Raw genomic sequence first — 18571 nt, forward strand, 5'->3', positions numbered from 1 at the left:
GCGAGGGCACGCCGGTCACGATCCCCGGCGCAAAACCTCGCGCCATTCTTACGATGCTCGGGCTGCACGCCGGTTCCATTGTCTCGGCCGATACCCTCGTGGAGCTGCTCTGGGGCGAGGATCCGCCGCGCACCGCTGCCAAGGCCCTGCAGACCCACATCTCCTTGCTGCGTCGCATCCTCGGCGACGGCTTTGTGGTGACCGAGGGAACGGGTTGGACCCTGGCCGACGCCGACGTTGATGCCTCGCGCTACAAGGGGGCCGCGCGAATGGGTCGCGATGCCGCCGCAGCCGGCGACACGGGCCAGGCGGTGGCCCGCTTCGAGGAGGCCCTTACCCTGTGGCGCGGAATACCCGAACTGCCCGATGGCCGGCGGGGAACATCCGAAAACACGCGCTGGATCGAGGGCCATGCGGCGCTGGTGGAAGACCGGGCCGATGCGCTGCTCGCGACGGGCCGCGCAGCCGAGATCATCGGCGAGCTCGAAGCCGCGGTAGCCGACGCGCCGCTACGTGAAAGACGATGGGGCCAGCTGATGCTCGCCCTCTACCGCGCCGGTAGGCAGGGCGAGGCGCTCGGCGCCTATCGACGTGCCCGGTCGCTGCTGGCCGACGAATTGGGGGTCGATCCCGGGCCGGACCTTCGCCGGCTCGAGGCCGCGATCGTCGCGCAAGATGCCGCACTGGAAGTCCCTGCAGCACAACATGGTCCGGCGGTCACGCGCCCGGTGACCTTCCTGCTGACCGACATCGAGGGCTCAACGGCCGCCTGGGAGGCGCAGGCCGACGCGATGGCGCTGGCGCTCGCACGACACGACGAGCTCGTCGAACAGGTCGTCACCTCGCGCGGCGGACGGCTGATCAAGACGCGCGGCGAGGGTGATGCGACGTTCTCGGTCTTCGAGCGGCCGTCGGCGGCCGCTGCCGCCGCTATCGAGCTGCAAGACGCGATCAGTCACGAGCCGTGGGCGCTGGCCGAACCCATGCGTGTCCGCGTGGCGTTGCACACCGGCGAGGCCGAGCTGAGAGACGGCGACTACTTCGGCCGGGCCGTCAACCGCGCCGCGCGGCTGCGGTCGTTGGCCGAGGGCGGTCAGATTTTGTGCTCGGGTGCGATCGCCGAACTCGTCATCGACTCACTCCCCGACGACGTTGCGCTAGCCGACCTGGGAATGCGCAAGCTGCGCAACCTCACCCGCCCGGAGCACGTCTTCGAACTCCGGCTGGAAACCGACGAGGATGGTCCTCAACCGCAGACCAGCGAGGTGCCCATCGAACGGCCGAGCCTTCCCGCAGTGCTCGCCGGCACGGGGCCGTTCGTCGGACGCGGGCGTGAGTTCGAGCGGCTATATTCCGCGTGGCAGACCACCCTCGCGGGCGCCACGAACGCGGTGCTGATCGCCGGCGAACCGGGTGTCGGCAAAACCCGGCTGGCGGGCGAATGGTCAAGGCAGGCCTATGACCAAGGCGCACTGGTGATTTACGGCCGTTGCGACGAGGACCTCGGCGCGCCCTACCAACCATTCGCAGAGGCATTGCGCTCGCTGTTGCCATGCGTCGGCGCCGACAGGCTGCACGGGCTGCGCGGTGTCGAGGCGCTACTCCCCCTGGTTCCCGGACTGACCGATCTGCTCCCCGATCTGGCCGCGCCGACGCGAGCCGACCCCGACACCGAACGCTACGCACTGTTCGACGCCGTCGTCACCGTGCTGGGTGTCGCGTCGACGAGCGCGCCCGTCGTCCTGATCCTCGACGACCTGCACTGGGCGGCCAAACCCACGCTGCTCCTCCTGCGGCATCTGCTGCGTTTCGGCGAGCGGTCGCGTGTGCAGATCATCGGCACCTACCGCAGCACCGATCTCGACCGCTCCCATCCTCTGGCGGCGATGCTCGCCGACCTGCACCGGGACGGCACGGGCGATCGCCTTCAGCTGAGCGGCCTCGACGCGGACGACGTGACGGCGTATGTCGCCGAGGCCGGCTACGACGACGAGGAGCTGGCCCGGGCGTTGGCGTCGGTGACGGGCGGCAATCCCTTCTTCCTCATCGAGGCCCTGCGGCACGTCGACGAAAGTGGCGGCCGGTGGGACCAGAGCACCCTGCCCCAGGGGGTACGCGAGGCGGTGAGCCGTCGCCTTTCGCGACTCACGCCCGAGACCAACAAAGCCCTTGGGGCCGCGGCGGTTGTCGGCAGCCGATTCGGCTTGGAACTGGTCGAGCGGGTCGTTGGTGACGACCTCCTGGACGCGTTCGACGAAGCGTGCAAGGCCGGCATCGTCATCGAAGAGTCGGGCGGAAACTACCGGTTCAACCACGCACTGGTGCGGCAGTCGCTGTTGGCGGAGTTGGCGTCGGTGCGACGGATGCGGCTGCACCAGCGCATCGCCACGACGCTGGAGACTCAGCCCGGCGCCAACGACGAGTTGCTGGCCGAACTGGCTTACCACTATTTCGAATGCGCGTGGGCGGGCAACGCGGCCAAGGCCGTTGACTACTGCAGGCGTGCCGCGGACCAGGCGATGGCTCGCCTCGCTTACGAAGGCGCCGCTGACCTGTACGATCGGGCTTTGCACGCGCTGGAAGAGATCGACGACGAGCTGCCCGACCGCGACGATCAGACCGCCGAGCTGCTGGTCGCACGCTGCGAGGCGCTGCTGGCCGCCGGTGACGTAGCCTCCGCGGCCGGTGCGGTCTCTCAATTGCAAAGCTCGACAGTCGATTCAGCTCGTCTAGCGGCATGGGCGACGTGCTTCGACGGACAGCTGTCGATGCTGACCCATCCCGAGCGGTTGGACGAGATCGAGGCCGCGGTGGGAGCGGCCGCCAATAGACTCGCCGCGCTCGACGACGCCGCCGGCGAAGCCATGGCCCACACCGTCCGTGCCGGCTGCCTGGCGCGGCTCGGGAGAATCGGCGACTGCGAAATCGCCCTCGACGACGCCCTGACTGCGGCGCGGCGCGCGCGTGAACACCGCCGGGTGAACGCGGTGTTGGCCCAAGCGCCGCTGGCGGCGCTATGGGGACCCAACCCGGTCCCGCGCGCCGGCGGGCGGTGTCTGGACGTGGTGCGGCTGCTGCGAATAACGACCGACTCCCCCGCCGTGGAGGCGACGTCGACGCGCTGCCAGGCCGTGCTGGAGGCTTTCCGCGGCCGCGCCGCGGCGGCGCGGCGGATGATCGACTCGGCCCGGCGCACGGCCACCGAGCTCGGCCTGCGCCATGCCCTTCTCGAGGTCGAGCAGTTCGCCGGCATCGTAGAGCTGGTCGTGGACGATCCTGCCACAGCCGAGCCGCATCTGCGCAAGGCCTACAACGGATTTCGTCGCATGGGTCTCGACGCCGATACCGCCGAGACTGCCGCGCTGCTGGGTCGCACATGTCTCTCGCTTGGCCGCGACGCCGAGGCCGACGAATTGTGTTCGGAGAGCGAGCGTCTCGCCGGCCACGCGTTGAAGCCGTCGATCGCGTGGCGTACGCTGCGGGCGCGGCTGCTTTCGCGCGAGGATGATCATGACGCGGCGCGCCGGGTCGCCGAGGCCGCCGTCAGCCTGGCCGAACGGACCGACGCGTTGGTCGATCACGGCGACGCATGCTCCGCGCTGGCAACTGTTCTCGGTGCCGCCGGCGACGCCGCCGGGGCGCGGGCTGCCGCCGAGCGGGCCGTCGGCCTGTACGAACGGAAAGGCGCTGCGGCGCTTGCCGACAAGGCGCGTAACCTGCTGGGCACGCGCGTTCAGCCGGTGGCCGAGGCTCCACCCAAAGCTCCGAGCGTCAAGCTGGACAACGCGGCCGCGCGAGTGGGTGAACGTGTGATGGCCGCTATTCACCGGAGAGCCTGGGACGAGGTCGAGGCGCTGTTCGCGCCCGATGCCTCGATCGAGAGTCGCCGGAAGATAGTCGGTCTGACCCTCTCCTCGGAAGCGGTACGACATGCGATGAGGCGCGAGCTCGAGATGGGCACCGTGCGGGTCGACCACGTCATGGTGGCCGCGCGAGGCGAGCGACTAGCCCTCTCCCGGCTAATAACGAGCAGTCCCGACGTGAGTCCCGGAGCGCCGCAAGACGAGCTTCTTCAGCTGTATGCCATCAACGATGACGGGCAAGTCGCGTGGCAGGTGTGGTTCGACGTCGATGACATGGATGCCGCGCTCGCCGAACTCGACGCCGCGGCCGCTCGATTCGAGGAAGAGTCACACCGCCCGGCGCGGCGGCTGGAAAACGCGGCGAGCCGGCTTTACGAGCGATTCAAGGTCTGCTACGCAGCCCGAGATTGGGGCGCGATAGCCGAGATGTTATCTGACGACCTCTGGAGCGAGGACCGCCGCCGGGTAGTCAATGCGGGCATCCGACGTGGCCCTAATGCCATGATTGCCGAATTTACGGCCATGGCCGAGGTCGCAATCAATTTGACCTCACATGTCGTCGCTACCCGTGGTGCAAACCTCGCCCTCAGTCGTGTCCAAATCTCGTGCCAAGATCAGGGACCTGATGCGTTTTCTCTAGCCGGCTTCGACATCGTCGAGCTCGATGACGACGGACGAGGCGTGGCGCGAATCGTTTTCGACCTCGACGATTTTGAGGCCGCCCTCGCCGAGCTTGACGCTCGGTACCTGGCCGGCGAAGCGGCTGCGTACTCACACACCTGGTCGGTCATCAGAGATGGCTACGCCGCGCTCAACCGGCACGAAGTTTTCGCGGCGACCCCGGACTGGGCATACGTTGATCATCGGTCGGCCGCCAGTTTCGAGGCGAGCGACTTGGCCTCATTACTCCGTGCCACATGGGATCTCGCGCCGGACACGAAAATGTACATCGAGGCTGTGCATCAGCTCACAGATGCTGGCGCGGTCCTCACCCATGCGGCGTATGGGACCTCGCGCGAGGGCTTCGACGCCGAATGGCGGATGATCTCACTTCTGACGGTTGCGGGCGACCTGATCGACCGCTGCGAGGTATTCGACGAAGCGGACCTGGACACAGCGATTGCGCGGCTCGATCAGCTCAGCCGGGCGGCGCCGGGGTTAAAGAACTGGGCCAGCCAAATTACCGAGCGTCTCGAGGCGCACTTCGAGGCCCGCGACTGGACCGCGGTGACCGAGATGCTGGCCGCCGACGTTTTCAGCGACGACCGGCGCCGAGTCGTGAATGCGGGCATCAGGCGCGGTCGGGATGCCGCGGTCCTCGATGCGCGCGCGCAGGCCGACCTGGGTGTCAGGGAAATAGCGTCTACCGTCATCGCAACGCGCGGCGAGCGCCTTGTCCTTCGCCGTGCCCGATACTCAGGCGAGGCGTTCCACAACGAGCTCCTCAGCGTCTTCGAGATCGGTCGCGACGACCAGGTCGTGGCGCGGGTCGTGTTCGACCTCGACGACTTCGAAGCCGCCATCGGTGAGCTCGACGCCCGCTATCTCGCCGGCGAAGCGGCTGCCCAAGGGAACGTCTTGCAGTCCGTAATGGACACGCTTGAGGAGCTCAACCGTCACGAGCCGGGGCCAATGCTTGGGCGACTTACGTTTGCCGATCATCGACGTGTCCCATTCGGGTCGGCGGAACACTACGGGCGCGCGATCGAGGAGCTGTGGACACTGGTGCCCGACGCCCGCTATTGGATGAAGGCCATACATGCGCTCGGCGCCCACGGGCTCGTCTCCACCCTCGTCATCGAAGGCACCGACTCGAACGGGAACGAATTGCAGTGGGGTCGCACCTTTGTGTTCCTTGCCGACGGACCGCGGGTGGAGGTCTACGAAGAGGATGACGTCGAAGTCGCCGTCGCACGCTTCGAGGAGCTACGCCCGCAGGCCCGGCGGCTGGAAAACACCGCAAGTCAAGTGACCGCGCGCCACTCGGCGTACTTGGAAGCCCGCGACTGGGATGGGCTCGCGAAGGTACTGGCTGAAGACTTCGTTAGCGACGATCGCCGTCGGGCCGTAAACGCAGGGATCCGACACGGTCGAGATGCCGAGATCGCTAACATGCAGGCCGTCGCCGAGGTCGGGATCACGCACTCGGCGTTCGTCGTCATCGCAGCCCGCAGCGAGCGTCTCATCCTCATCCGCGCCGCGATGCGCGGTGGCGGGCCCGCGGAGTTCGGCGCGGATGCGCTGAGCGTCGTCGAAATCAATTCGCACAATCAGATCGCGGCGATCGTCGTGTTCGAGCTCGACGATTTTGAATCCGCCCTAGCAGAGCTCGACGCGCGGTACGTCGCCGGGGAGGCGGTGACCCACGCACACACCTGGTCGGTCGTCACGCAGGCGTACGCCGCACTCAACCGGCGCGAACCCCTTCGGACGACGCCAGATTGGGTTAACGTCGACCACCGGCATGGGATGTCGTTTGCGCCCGGCGAACTGCGTGCGTTACTCGCCGCGTGGAACCTCGCATCCCATGCGAGCAGCTCGATCGAGACTGTGCATCGGCTGAACGATCTTGGAGCCGTGGTCAGCTCTGTGTCGCATGAGACCTCACAACAGGGCGTCAACGCCGAGTGGCGGGTGGTCAACGTTCTCACGATCGATGGTGACCGAATCGACCGTCTAGAAGTCTTCGACGAGGAAGATCTCGACGCCGCGATCGCCAAATTCGAACAGCTCAGCCGGTCGAGATCCGGCCTGGACAATACCGTGGCAGGGCGCTTTTTGGCGCACTTTAATGCCCACGACTGGGACGCCATGGCACAGGACTTCGCCGAGAATTATTACTGCGACGACCGCCGCCGAGTCGTGAACGCCGGGATCCGAGATGGTCGGGATGCCGCAATCGAAGACCTACGGGTGTCGGCCGAAATCGGGTTGTTGACGACGGCCAGTGTGGCCATCATCGCGAGCCGGGGCGACCGCCTCCTTCTTACTCACTGGCAAGGCTCTGGGCCCGATCGCGAAGCGATCCAACTCAATGCCCTTCAGGTCATCGAGCACGATACCGACGGACGAATAGCGGAGGCGGTCCTATTCGACGTTGACGACATCGACGCCGCCTTCGAGGAACTCGATGCCCGATATCTCGCCGGCGAAGCCGCCGACCACGCGCGGACGTGGGCGGTGATAACGCGGGGCTATTCCGCGGTCAATCGGCACGAGCTTCCAGGCATGACAACGGATCCGATTTACCTCGACCATCGAGCGGTCTTGACGACCGAGCCTGAAGATCTGGCCGCCTATCTTCCCGCCGTATGGGACCTGATGCCGGATCTCAGCGCACGCGTCGAAGCTGTACATCGGCTGAGCAACCTGGGAGCGGTCGTCACCCACGCTGCGAGCGGAATCTCGCAAGAGGGCTTTGACGCCGAGTGGCGGGCAATCGTCATGTGCATAGTCGAAGGCGACGTCTACAGCCGCGTCGAAGTCTTTGATGAGGCAGACCTCGACGCCGCGCTGGCCCGCTTCGAGGAACTGCAACTGCAGCCGCCGCGGCTGGAAAACGCGACAACCCGGATAGGCGAGCGGATTGGTGCATACTTCGCGACCCGCGACTGGGGCGCCATGGCGGAATTGTTCGCCGACGACATTTGCACCGACGATCGCCGTCGCGTTGTGGGCGCGGGAATCCGACACGGCAGGGACGCCGAGATCGCGGGCATGAAGGCCACCGCCGACGTCGGGACGAAGAACATCACAGGGACCGTCCTAGCGACGCGTGGCGAGCGCCTCTCCCTCGGTCGTGTCTGCTTCTCGGGTCATGATCAAGCCTCGGCGACGTTCCTCGCAGAGGCGCTCGGCGTCGTCGAGACCAACGCCAACAACATGATTAAGGCGATTGTCACGTTCGACCTCGACGACATCGACGTTGCATTCGAGGAGCTTGACGCGAGATACCTCGCCGGCGAAGCCGCCGCCCATGCGCACACGTGGTCAGTAATCGCAGGCATCTACGCGGCATTCAACCGGCACGAACTCCCTGCGGTGGACTGGATTACCGAAGATCACCGGCGAGCTACGCCATTCACCTCCAGCCAACTACTCACACACATCCGCACCTCCATGGACATCGCGCCGGACCTCAGAATCCACATTGACAAAGTCCATCGGATCGACGATTTCGGCGCGGTCCTCACCAATACTTCACGTGGGACCGCAGTGGAGGGCTTCAACGTCGAGTGGCGAATGGTCCAACTCCTCACAATCGACGGCGACCGCATCAACCGGCTCGAACTATTCGACGAGTCAGACCTCGACGCCGCGCTCGCCCGATTTGACGAACTTCAGCCGCAAACGCGCCGACTGGAAAACGCGGCAAGCCAAGCGGTAGAACGCGAATGGGCCTGCTTCGCGACTCGCGACTGGGCCGCGATGGCCGAGACGATGACCGAAGACTTTTCCACATTTGATCACCGCCGGGTTGTCAACGCCGGTGTCCTACGCGGTCGTGATGCCCATGTCGCAAATTATCGAGCAGTCGCAGAGGTCGGGTTCGAGGGTATTGCGTCGACCGTCATCGCGACCCGCGGGCAATGCCTCGCCCTCATTCGTGTTTGGTCCTCGGTCCGTGGCTTTGAACCCGGGGAGACCAGCACCCCAATGATCGGCATCGTTGAGATCGACGCCGGCTACCGGCTCACTGCGGCCGAGCTGTTCGACCTTGACGAGCTCGACGCCGCGTTCGAGGCGCTCGACGCTCGATATCTCGCGGGCGAATCGGCGACACATGCACACACGTGGTCGGTCATCGCCAGTGCCTACGTCGCGACCAACCGGCGCGAGCTACCCCAGACAACTCAAGACTGGGTGAGCATCGACCACCGGCGCGCGATTGCCTTCGCGCCCGGCGAGCTGATCGCCTACATCCAGGCCACGTGGGAGGTCGCGCCGGACGTCAACAGCTACGTCGAGGCTGCGCATCGACTGACCGATCTCGGAGCGGTCATCACACAGGTGGTGCGTGGGACGTCGCAACAGGGCTTCGGCGGAGAGTGGCGGGAGATCGTCGTTGTCACGGTCGAAGGCGATCTGCTCAACCGTATCGAAATTTTCGACGAGACAGACCTCGACGCCGCCCTCGCCCGATTTGAGGAACTGCAGCCTCAGTCACCACGGCTGGAAAACGCGGCAAGCAGAGTGATCGAACGCTTCTTTGAGTACCTGGCTGGCCGCAACTGGGCTGCTATGGCCGACATGCTTATCGGTGATAGTTATAGCGACGATCGCCGCCACGTAGTGAATGCCGGGCTCTGGCAAAGTCGCGACAGGGTGATCGCGAAATTGCGCGAGACCACCGACTATGGAGTCGCGATCGCGATTTCAGAGGTCATCGCCACTCGGGGGCGGCGGCTCGCCCTCAGTTGCGTCCGATGGTCAGCCAACGACGAGGGGCCGGAGGCGTTCCCCAGCGAGGCGCTGTGCGTCACCGAGATCGAGACCGACGATCGGATCGCGGCGATCATCATGTTCGACTCCGACGACACCGACGCGGCGTTAGCAGAGCTCGACGCCCGATATCTCGCGGGCGAAGGGGCCGACCACGCACACGCCTGGTCGGTAATCGCAGGGGTGTACGCGGGAGTCAACCGACATGAACTTCCCGCAATGACACCGGACTTTGTCTACATCGACCATCGCCCGCTCGTAACGATCGAGGCAAGTGATCTACCCGAGTCCATCCAGGCCGTCTGGGACCTCACACCCAGAATCAGCCTTTATTGGGAAGCGGTGCACCGGCTGAGCGACCTAGGAGCGGTCGTCACCCACGTTGCCCGTGGTGTTTCGCGCGAGGAGTTCGACGCCGAGTGGCGGATGATCGACATCTTCACCATCGAAGGCGATTTGATCAGCCGCTGCGAAATGTTCGACGAGGCAGACCTCGACTCCGCGCTCGCGAGGTTCGACGAGCTCAATCGATCCGGCTAGCTTCGCTTGACGGTTTACCCCGGAAAGGCTTGCGGCGCACCACCACGAAGGTAATCAGCGCCAGCACGGCCAGCACCGGAATCCACGGGATGAGGAACCCGACCGTCACCACGAGGGCATGGCCGGCGGAGAGCAGCGACTGCCAACCGCGTCCGAGCGCGGCCAGGAAACCAGTGTGCTTCACAGTCGTTTTGACCGAGAGGCTGACGTTGATCGTCGCATACGAGATCTGGTCGCCGAGGGTTGCGCGCTGCGCCCTGAGCGAATCCAGCTCCGCTTGTCGTTGGGTCAACGACGACTCGGCCGCGAGCAGGTCGCCGACGCTGCCGGCCCGGCGCATGAGGTCCAACAGGCGATCGACCGAGGTCTGCAACGCCTGGATGCGGGCATCGAGGTCGACGCGCTGCGTGGTGACGTCGGAGTGGTTGATCGACATCGACTCGACGGCCCCGAGTTTCTTGGCGTCGGCCAGGACGCCGTCGAGTTTGTCCGCCGGAATGCGCAACACGAGATCCACCGTCGGCGAAGACGATCCGGATCGTTCCTCTCGCGAATCCACACGCCCGCCGGCGTCGGTCACGGCGGAGACGAGCCGGTCGGCGGCCTGGGCGGGCCCGGCGACGACCAGCTGCAGGGACCCCGTCGTGACGATGTCACGTTTGAAGGTGCCGTCCTGGGGGGCCTGCGGCGGGGGCGGCGCCTCCGGTGCTGCGATGGTGTTCTCCGGAGCGCCGGCCCTCGTCCCGGGGACTGGCGCAGTGGTCTTGCCGCTCACTATGCCGCCGTGCGTCGGGGTGGAGAAGCCGCCCCGGCTCAGCGACCCGACCCAGCCGACGCCGATGATCAGCGCGCCGACCACCGCCACCGCGATCACGTTGCGCAGCTTGACCGTTCGCGCTGATGAGGACCCTGAGGGCGCGGCGGCGGGCGTCACAGGCGGGCTGGGCATCGCGCCAGGGGAGGCCGCAGCCGACGGCATCGGCCCGGCAAAGGAAGCTAGTCCGGCCGGGGCGAATTGGGGTGGCGGCGCGGCCGCAAGCATGGGTTGGTCGGGTGTCTCGCTCAGTTCCCATCCGGCCGGCGCCTCCACGGGCTGCATCACCCGGTGCTGCGCGGGGCCGTCGGCAACTATCCGGCTGTCGACGGCGACGTAGGCGGTGAATCGGCACAACACGCCAAAGCGCAACGAGGTATTGACGATTCGCCTCGCCAAGTCCGCCATCGGAGCCGACGCGTAGCGGTCTTCGAGGTCGCGTAGGTGGGCCCTCGCCCACTGCGCGGTCACCGCCGGCGCGTCTCGGCGCTGCCCGCCGACGGTCCGCGACCAGTCCCCGCCGTCGCGGGTGGTGCCGCGCAGGGCGAGCGAGCCGGTCGCGCTCCCCCGATACCGCCCGGTCACCACGAGCGGCGCCCCCGGAAACAGGTCGGGCATCCGGGCCGGGCTCGCCGTGTCCTCGATGATCGTCAGCCCCTCGGCGCGCAGTCGCAGCGAGTGGGCGAGCGGCGCGCCGATGCGGCGGTGAATGGCGTCCATCGCGTCGTCGAGGCGGTCCTCGCTTTCCACCAGCTCGCACCGCCCGCCGCCGACCGTGGCGAGGCGGCCCAGAAATCCGGCGTTGACGGCCTGGTCAATGCCCACCGTGTGCACCCGCACCCGCCGCAGGTCGTCGGACAGCTCGCGCAGCAGTTGGTCCTCGTTACCGACCTGGCCGTCGGTCACCAGGATGAGGACGGGGTCGCGGCCGTCGCCGTTGCGGGACGCACCCAACCAGGCGAGCGCCCGCCGTAGCGGCGCGGCCATCTCGGTGCCGCCGCGGGCGTCGGCGCGCGCGAGGTGCTCGATGGCGCGGTACCGGTTCCGGTCGCCGGCGGCGACCAACCCGTCAGGCAGACCGGCGGGGCGGTCGATCCTATCGTCGAATGTCAGCACCGCGAACCGGTCCGCTCCGGTCAGTGTGTCGACGATGCGGGCCGCGGCGCGGCGGGCGGCCACCATCTTCCATCCGCGCATGCTGCCGGAGCGGTCGAGCACCAGCACCAGGTCCCGAGGGCGCGGCGGTGCGCTTGAAACCGGCGGCAGCACGGTGAGCTGGTAGGTCCCCTCGTCCCCCTCCGAATCCGGCACCAGCACAAGCGAATCAGTGAAGTCGTCGGCGCCGTAGCGCAGCCGCAGCACAAAATCCCGGTTGGCCCGCTCGCCGGGCTGAACCCGTATCCGGCCGTCGGCGGTGGACACAGCGTGCAGGCTCGACCGGACCTCCGACAGCGTGAGACCGGCGGGGTCGATGCCGACCTCGATGGCCAGCGGAACCGGACGGGGGAAACCGGGCAGCAGGACGGGCGGGGTGATCCGCGACGCGTCGGGCACCGCGTCGGTGTCGTCGGCGTAGCCGCCGCCGACCGCGGCGTCCGCGAGGGCGTCGCCCGGGATGTACCGGGGCGCAACAACAAGCGGGAAGCGGAACGTCGCCTCGTCGTCCTCGTAGGTGAGGGGGCCGACGAGCGTGAGCGCGATGCTGACCCGCTCGCCCGGCAAGATGTTGCCGACCCGCATGGTGAAAACGTCCGGCCGCTCCTCCTCGGCGATGGCTGCCCGCCGACCCGACGCGATCGCCTCGTCATAGGCCTCGCGGGCCGCTTCCCGCTCGCGCAGTTCGGCCTCGACGACCCGCCCGTCGGCGGTCATCTGCATCCGCGTGACCGCGCCCCGGTCCGGCAGTGGGAACACGTAGGTGGCCTCCAGCGGCACGTCGTGGGCGTTGACGAAGTCCTGGGTCAGTTCCACCCGGCTGGTGAGTCCGGTGATCTGTGCCCGCACGTCGATGCATGCGAGCGGTAGGTTGCCGCGCTCGGTGCGCAGCGCGCCCAGCCCCGCCTCGTCATCCGGGGCGGCACCCGTCGCCTCGGCGTCGGTCATCGACGTAATGGGGACGGTCATGATGGGCTCCGATCATCGAGGGACAGCGGACCTGCCAGCAAGCCGCGTTGCGCGAGCAGTTCGAGGAGCGGCCTCGCGGCCGCACGGATCGCGGTGACGTCGTCTTCGTCGGGCCCCGTGGGCAGCACCAACAGCGCGCCGCCGGGCAGGCTCACCGCGGCCAGCTGCGCGACACCGTCATCGCCGCCATTGGCGGTCGGCTCGGCGGCGGCGGGCGGATCCGCCCAGAAGCGCCGCCGGCGCTCGGGTTGCGGCGCCGCCTCGTCGGCCGGCGCCTGCGCGACGAGCAGCTCGTCGGAAACCGCGGCCACTTTGCGCAGCGTTTCGTTCGTGGCTCCGGCCAGTTCGGCCTGGATGTCGGCGAGCGAGCGGCCCTCGGCCTGGCGGCGTTTGACCGCGACGACCTGCAGCAGCTGGCGCGGGCCGTAGAGCGCGGTGCGTCCTTGCATGGCCGGCCGGTCGACCAGCCCGGTCGTCGTGTACCAGCGAACCGCCCGCCGATCGGGCAGCTCCCGGACCCGCCCGTTGGGCGCTCCCGGGTAGGCGGGATCGGCCAGCCCGACGGCCACCCGCCGCACCAGCTCGTCCAGCGTCCACGACGCCCCGTCGTCCACGCCTCCATACTGACACTGTCATCATGACACTGTCAATGTTGTGAACACGGGGCGGAAATGACACCTGCCGTGACGAGCCGCGCATACGCTTCACGCGTGTCGCTTCTGATGGTGGCCCCCGACTGGTTGACCTCGGCCGCCGCGGACGTCGAGGACATCGGTTCCTCGCTGACCGCCGCGCATCTGGCGGCCGCTCTTCCGACCGGCGGGATCGCGGCCGCCGCCTCCGACGAGGTGTCGCGGGCCGTGGCGGCGCTCTTCGCCTCCTATGGCCAGGAGTATCAGGCGCTCGGCGCCCGGGCCCGCGCGTTCGGTCAACAGTTTGCGCTGGCGCTGAACTCGGCCGCCGGCTCGTATGCGGCCGCGGACGCGACGACCGCCCTGCTGTTGCAGCCCGCGCAGCAGGATGTGCTAGGCGCGGCCAACGCGGCCACCGAGGCGGTCATCGGCCGTCCGTTGATCGGCACCGGGAGTGCCGTCGGGACGGGCGTGGCGGACGCGGCGATCTACGACGCGAACCTGCTCATCCAGCGCGAGTTCGGCATCTACAACTTCGGCGACTGGCGCGGCTGGGCCGCCTGTTTGCTCGACTACACCTGGGGATTCCCGGGCACGGCGCTGGGCTACGGCGTGCAGGTCGTCAACGCGTTCTATCCCAACTCCAACTACGACCCCGCGCTCAGCGCGCTCGCGGGTTCCCACGTCTACCGCGGCGGCATCGGCCTGCCGGGGTTTGCCACCACGATGGGCAACGTCACCACCCACCTCGGGACCGGCCCGGGCGCCACCGATGTCATGCTCAACCACGAAGAGGTGCACGTCTGGCAGAACCGGCTCTTCGGCCCGCTGTTCTCGACCAGTTACGCCGGCTGGCTGGCCGGTGGCTACGTCGTCGGGACGGGCTACTGGCTGCTCCACCCCAACGAGGACTGGTTCAGCCTGGTCGAGACAGCCGCGTACTACGACAACCCGTGGGAAGTGTGGGCGTACGCCAACGACAACAACTGGCCGCCGCCGGGCGCCAACCCCGCGCTGCTGTGGCCGGCATGGACGGATCCGGTGCTGCTCTATCCGGCCCGGGCGGGCCTGCTGGCGCCGTTCCTGTGAAACCGCGTTGTTGCTGGCCCCGCGGTGACCGCGGTGCGGGCTCGGCCGGCCGCCGCGCAGAATTGCAGGCTAAGGCGGCTTTTACTCGATCTTGACTGGTTGTTGAATCCCCTCCCCCACGATTGCGGACGTGACTACGCTTCATCTCGTGGAGCTGGGGGTTTTGGGACCTCTGGAGGTCCGGCAGGCTGGCCTGCCGGTCTCGGTTCCGGGCGCCAAGCCGCGCGCGATCCTCACGATGCTCGGGCTGCACGACGGTTCGGTGGTGTCGGCCGACTCGCTCGTCGAACTGCTCTGGGGCGACGATCCCCCGCGCACGGCGGCCAAGGCCCTGCAGACCCACATCTCTTTGCTGCGCCGAACGCTGGGCGACGGGTTCGTTTTGACGCAGGGGGCCGGCTGGACCCTGGCCGAGACCGAGGTTGACGCCGCCCGCTACAAAACGGCCGCACGGTTGGGCCGCGACGCCGCCGCCGCCGACGACGACGGCCGGGCGGTGGTCTGCTTCGACGAGGCGCTCGCGCTATGGCGCGGGGTCCCCGAACTGCCCGATGGCCGGCGGGGAACGCCGGAGAAGACGCGGTGGATCGAGGCCCATGCCGCGCTGGTCGAGGACCGGGCCGATGCGCTGCTCGCGACGGGCCGCGCCGCCGAGATCGTCGGCGAGCTCGAGGCCGCGGTGGCCGATGCGCCGCTGCGCGAAAGGCGTTGGGGTCAGCTGATGCTCGCCCTGTACCGGGCAGGCAGGCAGGGCGAGGCCCTCGGTGCGTATCAGCGGGCGCGCGCGCTGCTCGCCGACGAACTGGGTGTCGACCCCGGGCCGAACCTTCGCCGGCTCGAGGCGTTGATCGTCGCGCAGGACGCCGCTTTGGAAGCCCCCGCGACGCAACGGGTTTCGTCGGTCACCCGCGCGGTGACTTTCCTGCTCACCGACATCGAAGGGTCGACGGCCGCGTGGGAGGCGAACGCCGGCGCGATGGCGGTGGCGCTGGCCCGACACGACGAGCTCGTCGAGCAGGTCGTCACCTCGCGTGGGGGGCGGCTGATCAAGACCCGTGGCGAGGGCGACGCCACGTTCTCGGTCTTCGACCGCCCGTCGGCGGCCGCCGCCGCGGCGATCGAACTGCAGGACGCGGTTGTCCATGAGCCGTGGGCCCTTTCGCAGCCGATGCGCATCCGCGTGGCCTTGCACACCGGGGAGGCCGAACTTCGCGACGGCGATTACTTCGGCCGGGCGGTCAATCGCGCCGCGCGCCTGCGGTCGCTGGCCGTGGGCGGTCAGATCCTGTGCTCGGGTGCGACCGCCGAGCTCGTCATCGACTCGCTGCCCGACCACGTTGCGCTCGCCGACCTGGGACAGCGCGAGCTGCGCAACCTAGCGCGCCCCGAGCACGTTTTCGAGCTCCGACTGGCCACCGCCGGCGACCATCCGCAGCCCGCCTCCCCCGATGTGCCGATGGAACGCCCGGCCCTGCCCGCCGTGCTGGCCGGACCCGGGCCGTTCGTCGGACGCGGAAACGAGCTGCAGCGGCTCTTATCCGTGTGGCAGACGGTACTTGCCGGGGGCACCAGCGCGGTGTTGATCGCCGGCGAACCGGGTGTCGGTAAGACGCGGCTGGCCGGTGAGTGGTCCCGGCAGGCCTACGACCAAGGCGCCCTGGTGATTTACGGTCGCTGCGACGAGGACCTCGGTGCGCCGTACCAACCGTTCGCGGAAGCGCTGCGTGCGCTGGTGCCCTGCCTCGGTGCCGGCGGCCTGCGCGGGCTGCGTGGCGTGGAGGCGCTGCTCGCCCTGGTGCCCGGGCTGACCGACATCCTGCCCGATCTGGCCGCGCCGACCCGCGCCGACCCGGACACCGAACGCTATGCACTGTTCGACGCCGTCGTTGCCGTGCTGGGAGTCGTCTCGGCGAGCGCGCCCGTCGTGTTGATCCTCGATGACCTGCACTGGGCCGCCAAGCCGACGCTGTTGTTGCTCCGGCACCTGTTGCGCTTCGGGGAGCGGGCGCGCGTCCAGATCATCGGCACCTACCGCAGCACCGACCTGGACCGCGCCCATCCGCTCGCGGCGATGCTCGCCGACCTGCACCGTGACGGCAGCGCTAATCGGATACAGCTCAGCGGATTAGACGAGGACGACGTGACGGCCTACGTCGCCGAGGCGGGCTACCACGACGAAGAGCTGGCCCGCGCGCTGGCGTCGGTCACCGGGGGCAACCCGTTCTTCCTTATCGAGGCCCTGCGCCACGTCGATGAGAGCGGCGGCCGCTGGGACCAGAGCACCCTGCCGCAGGGGGTCCGCGAGGCCGTAAGCCGCCGCCTCACGAGGCTTTTGCCCGAGACGAACAAAGCGCTTGCCGCGGCCGCGGTGGTCGGCAGCCGGTTCGACCTGGAACTGGTTGAGCGCGTGGTCGGCGACGACCTGGTCGACGCGTTCGACGAGGCGTGCAAGGCCGGCATCGTCATCGAGGAGCCCGGCGGGCGCTACCGGTTCAACCACGCCCTGGTCCGGCAGTCTCTGCTCGCCGAGCTGCCGTCGGTGCGGCGCATGCGGCTGCACCAGCGCATCGCCGCGACCCTGGAGAGCCAGCCCGGCGCCGACGACGAGCTGCTGGCCGAGCTGGCGCATCACTACTTCGAGTGCGCCTGGGCGGGAAACGCGGCCAAGGCCGTCGAGTACTGCCGGCGCGCCGCCGACCAGGCGATGGCCCGACTCGCCTACGAAGGGGCGGCCGACCTCTATGACCACGCCCTGCACGCGCTGGAGGAAATCGACGACGAGCTACCCGATCGCGACGACCAGGCCGCCGAGCTGCTGGTCGCGCGGTGCGAGGCCCTGCTCGCCGCGGGCGACGTGGCGTCGGCCGCGGGTGCGGTCGCGCAATTGCAAGGGACGACGGTCGATTCCGCGCGGCTGGCGGCGTGGGCGACGTGCTTCGACGGACAGCTGTCGATGCTGATCCACCCCGAGCGGCTGGACGAGGTCGAGGCCGCACTGAGCGCGGCAGCCGCGAAGCTGGCCGAATTGGACGATGCCGCAGGCGAAGCCAAGGCCCACACGGTTCGGGCGGGGTGCCTCGCCCGCCTGGGACGGATCGGTGACTGCGAGGTCGCGCTGGACGACGCCCTGACCGCGGCGCGGCGCGCGCATGAACACCGCCGCGTAAACAACGTGTTGGCGAACGCGCCCCTCGCGGCGCTGTGGGGACCCAACCCCGTCCCGCGTGCGGGCGGGCGGTGCCTGGACGTGGTGCGGCTGCTGCGAATAACGACCGACTCCCCCGCCGTGGAGGCGACGTCGACGCGGTGCCAGGCCGTGCTGGAGGCGTTCCGCGGCCGTGCCGCGGCGGCCCGCCGGATGATCGACTCGGCGCGGCGCACCGTCACCGAGCTAGGCCTGCGCCATGCGCTGCTCGAGGTCGAGCAGTTCGCCGGCATCGTCGAGCTGGTCGTGGATGAGCCCGCCGCAGCCGAGCCTCATCTGCTGAAGGCCTACAACGGCTTTCGCCGGATGGGCCTCGACGCCGACACCGCGGAGACCGCCGCGCTGCTGGGTCGGGCGTGCCTCTTGCTCGACCGGGATGCTGAGGCCGCCGAATTATGTGCGGAGAGCGAGCGTCTCGCCGGACACGCGCTCAAGCCGTCAATCGCCTGGCGCACGCTGCGGGCGCAGCTGCTGGCACGCTCCGGCGATCACGGCGAGGCTCGGCGGATCGCCGAGGCCGCAGTCAGCCTGGCCGAGCGCACAGACGCGTTGGTCGACCACGGCGACGCGTGCCTGACGCTGGCAATGGTTGCGGGCGCTGCCGGGGATGTCTCCGGAGCGCGGGCCGCAGCCGAGCGGGCGGTCGGTTTGTACGAACGGAAAGGCGCTGCGGCACTGGCGGAGAAGGCACGCGTCGTTCTCGGCGAGCGCGACCAGTCGGCGGCCGCGGCGGCGCCGTCTGAAGCGCCTCTCGAAGGACTCGACAACGCATGCGTGCGAGCAGGTGAGCGCGTGCTCGCCGCGATCGCTCGCCAGACATGGGACGAGATCGCGCAGATGTACGCACCCAACGTTTTGATTG

At 68.4% G+C, this 18571-nt stretch carries 5 protein-coding genes; 3 read left to right on the forward strand and 2 right to left on the reverse strand.

The window, feature by feature from the left end; all coding sequences use genetic code 11:
• Positions 1–53 precede the first annotated feature (53 nt).
• Positions 54–9845 (forward strand): BTAD domain-containing putative transcriptional regulator, encoded by a 9792-nt coding sequence (locus A5673_RS03040; RefSeq protein WP_068227027.1) that lies wholly within the window; start codon positions 54–56, stop codon positions 9843–9845.
• Here the strand turns inward: A5673_RS03040 and A5673_RS03045 are convergent.
• Together A5673_RS03045 and A5673_RS03050 are read right to left on the reverse strand one after the other, a co-directional pair.
• Positions 9829–12783 carry a DUF4349 domain-containing protein gene (locus A5673_RS03045; RefSeq protein ID WP_068227028.1) on the reverse strand — a complete coding sequence of 985 codons (2955 nt, stop codon included), beginning with the start codon at positions 12781–12783 and terminating at the stop codon, positions 9829–9831. The genes A5673_RS03040 and A5673_RS03045 overlap by 17 nt on opposite strands.
• Complete coding sequence (locus tag A5673_RS03050) at positions 12780–13397, reverse strand: hypothetical protein (protein ID WP_068227029.1); 618 nt, start codon at positions 13395–13397, stop codon at positions 12780–12782. The genes A5673_RS03045 and A5673_RS03050 overlap by 4 nt, the downstream gene beginning before the upstream one ends.
• Positions 13398–13493: 96 nt before the next feature.
• Between A5673_RS03050 and A5673_RS30550 the strand changes: the two genes are divergently transcribed.
• Complete coding sequence (locus A5673_RS30550) at positions 13494–14504, forward strand: PE family protein (protein ID WP_068227030.1); 1011 nt, start codon at positions 13494–13496, stop codon at positions 14502–14504.
• A 148-nt stretch (positions 14505–14652) separates the two neighbouring features.
• Positions 14653–18571 (forward strand): BTAD domain-containing putative transcriptional regulator (locus A5673_RS03060; RefSeq protein WP_156747811.1); only part of this gene is annotated, 3919 nt, incomplete at its 3' end.

The organism is Mycobacterium sp. E3198, from assembly GCF_001667015.1.
Lineage (GTDB): Bacteria > Actinomycetota > Actinomycetes > Mycobacteriales > Mycobacteriaceae > Mycobacterium.

Bases quoted from the DNA above. Each gene is read 5' to 3' on its own strand.
- A5673_RS03045 (WP_068227028.1), bottom strand. From the start codon at position 12,783: ATGACCGTCCCCATTACGTCGATGACCGACGCCGAGGCGACGGGTGCC.
- A5673_RS03040 (WP_068227027.1), top strand. From the start codon at position 54: ATGCTCGGGCTGCACGCCGGTTCCATTGTCTCGGCCGATACCCTCGTG.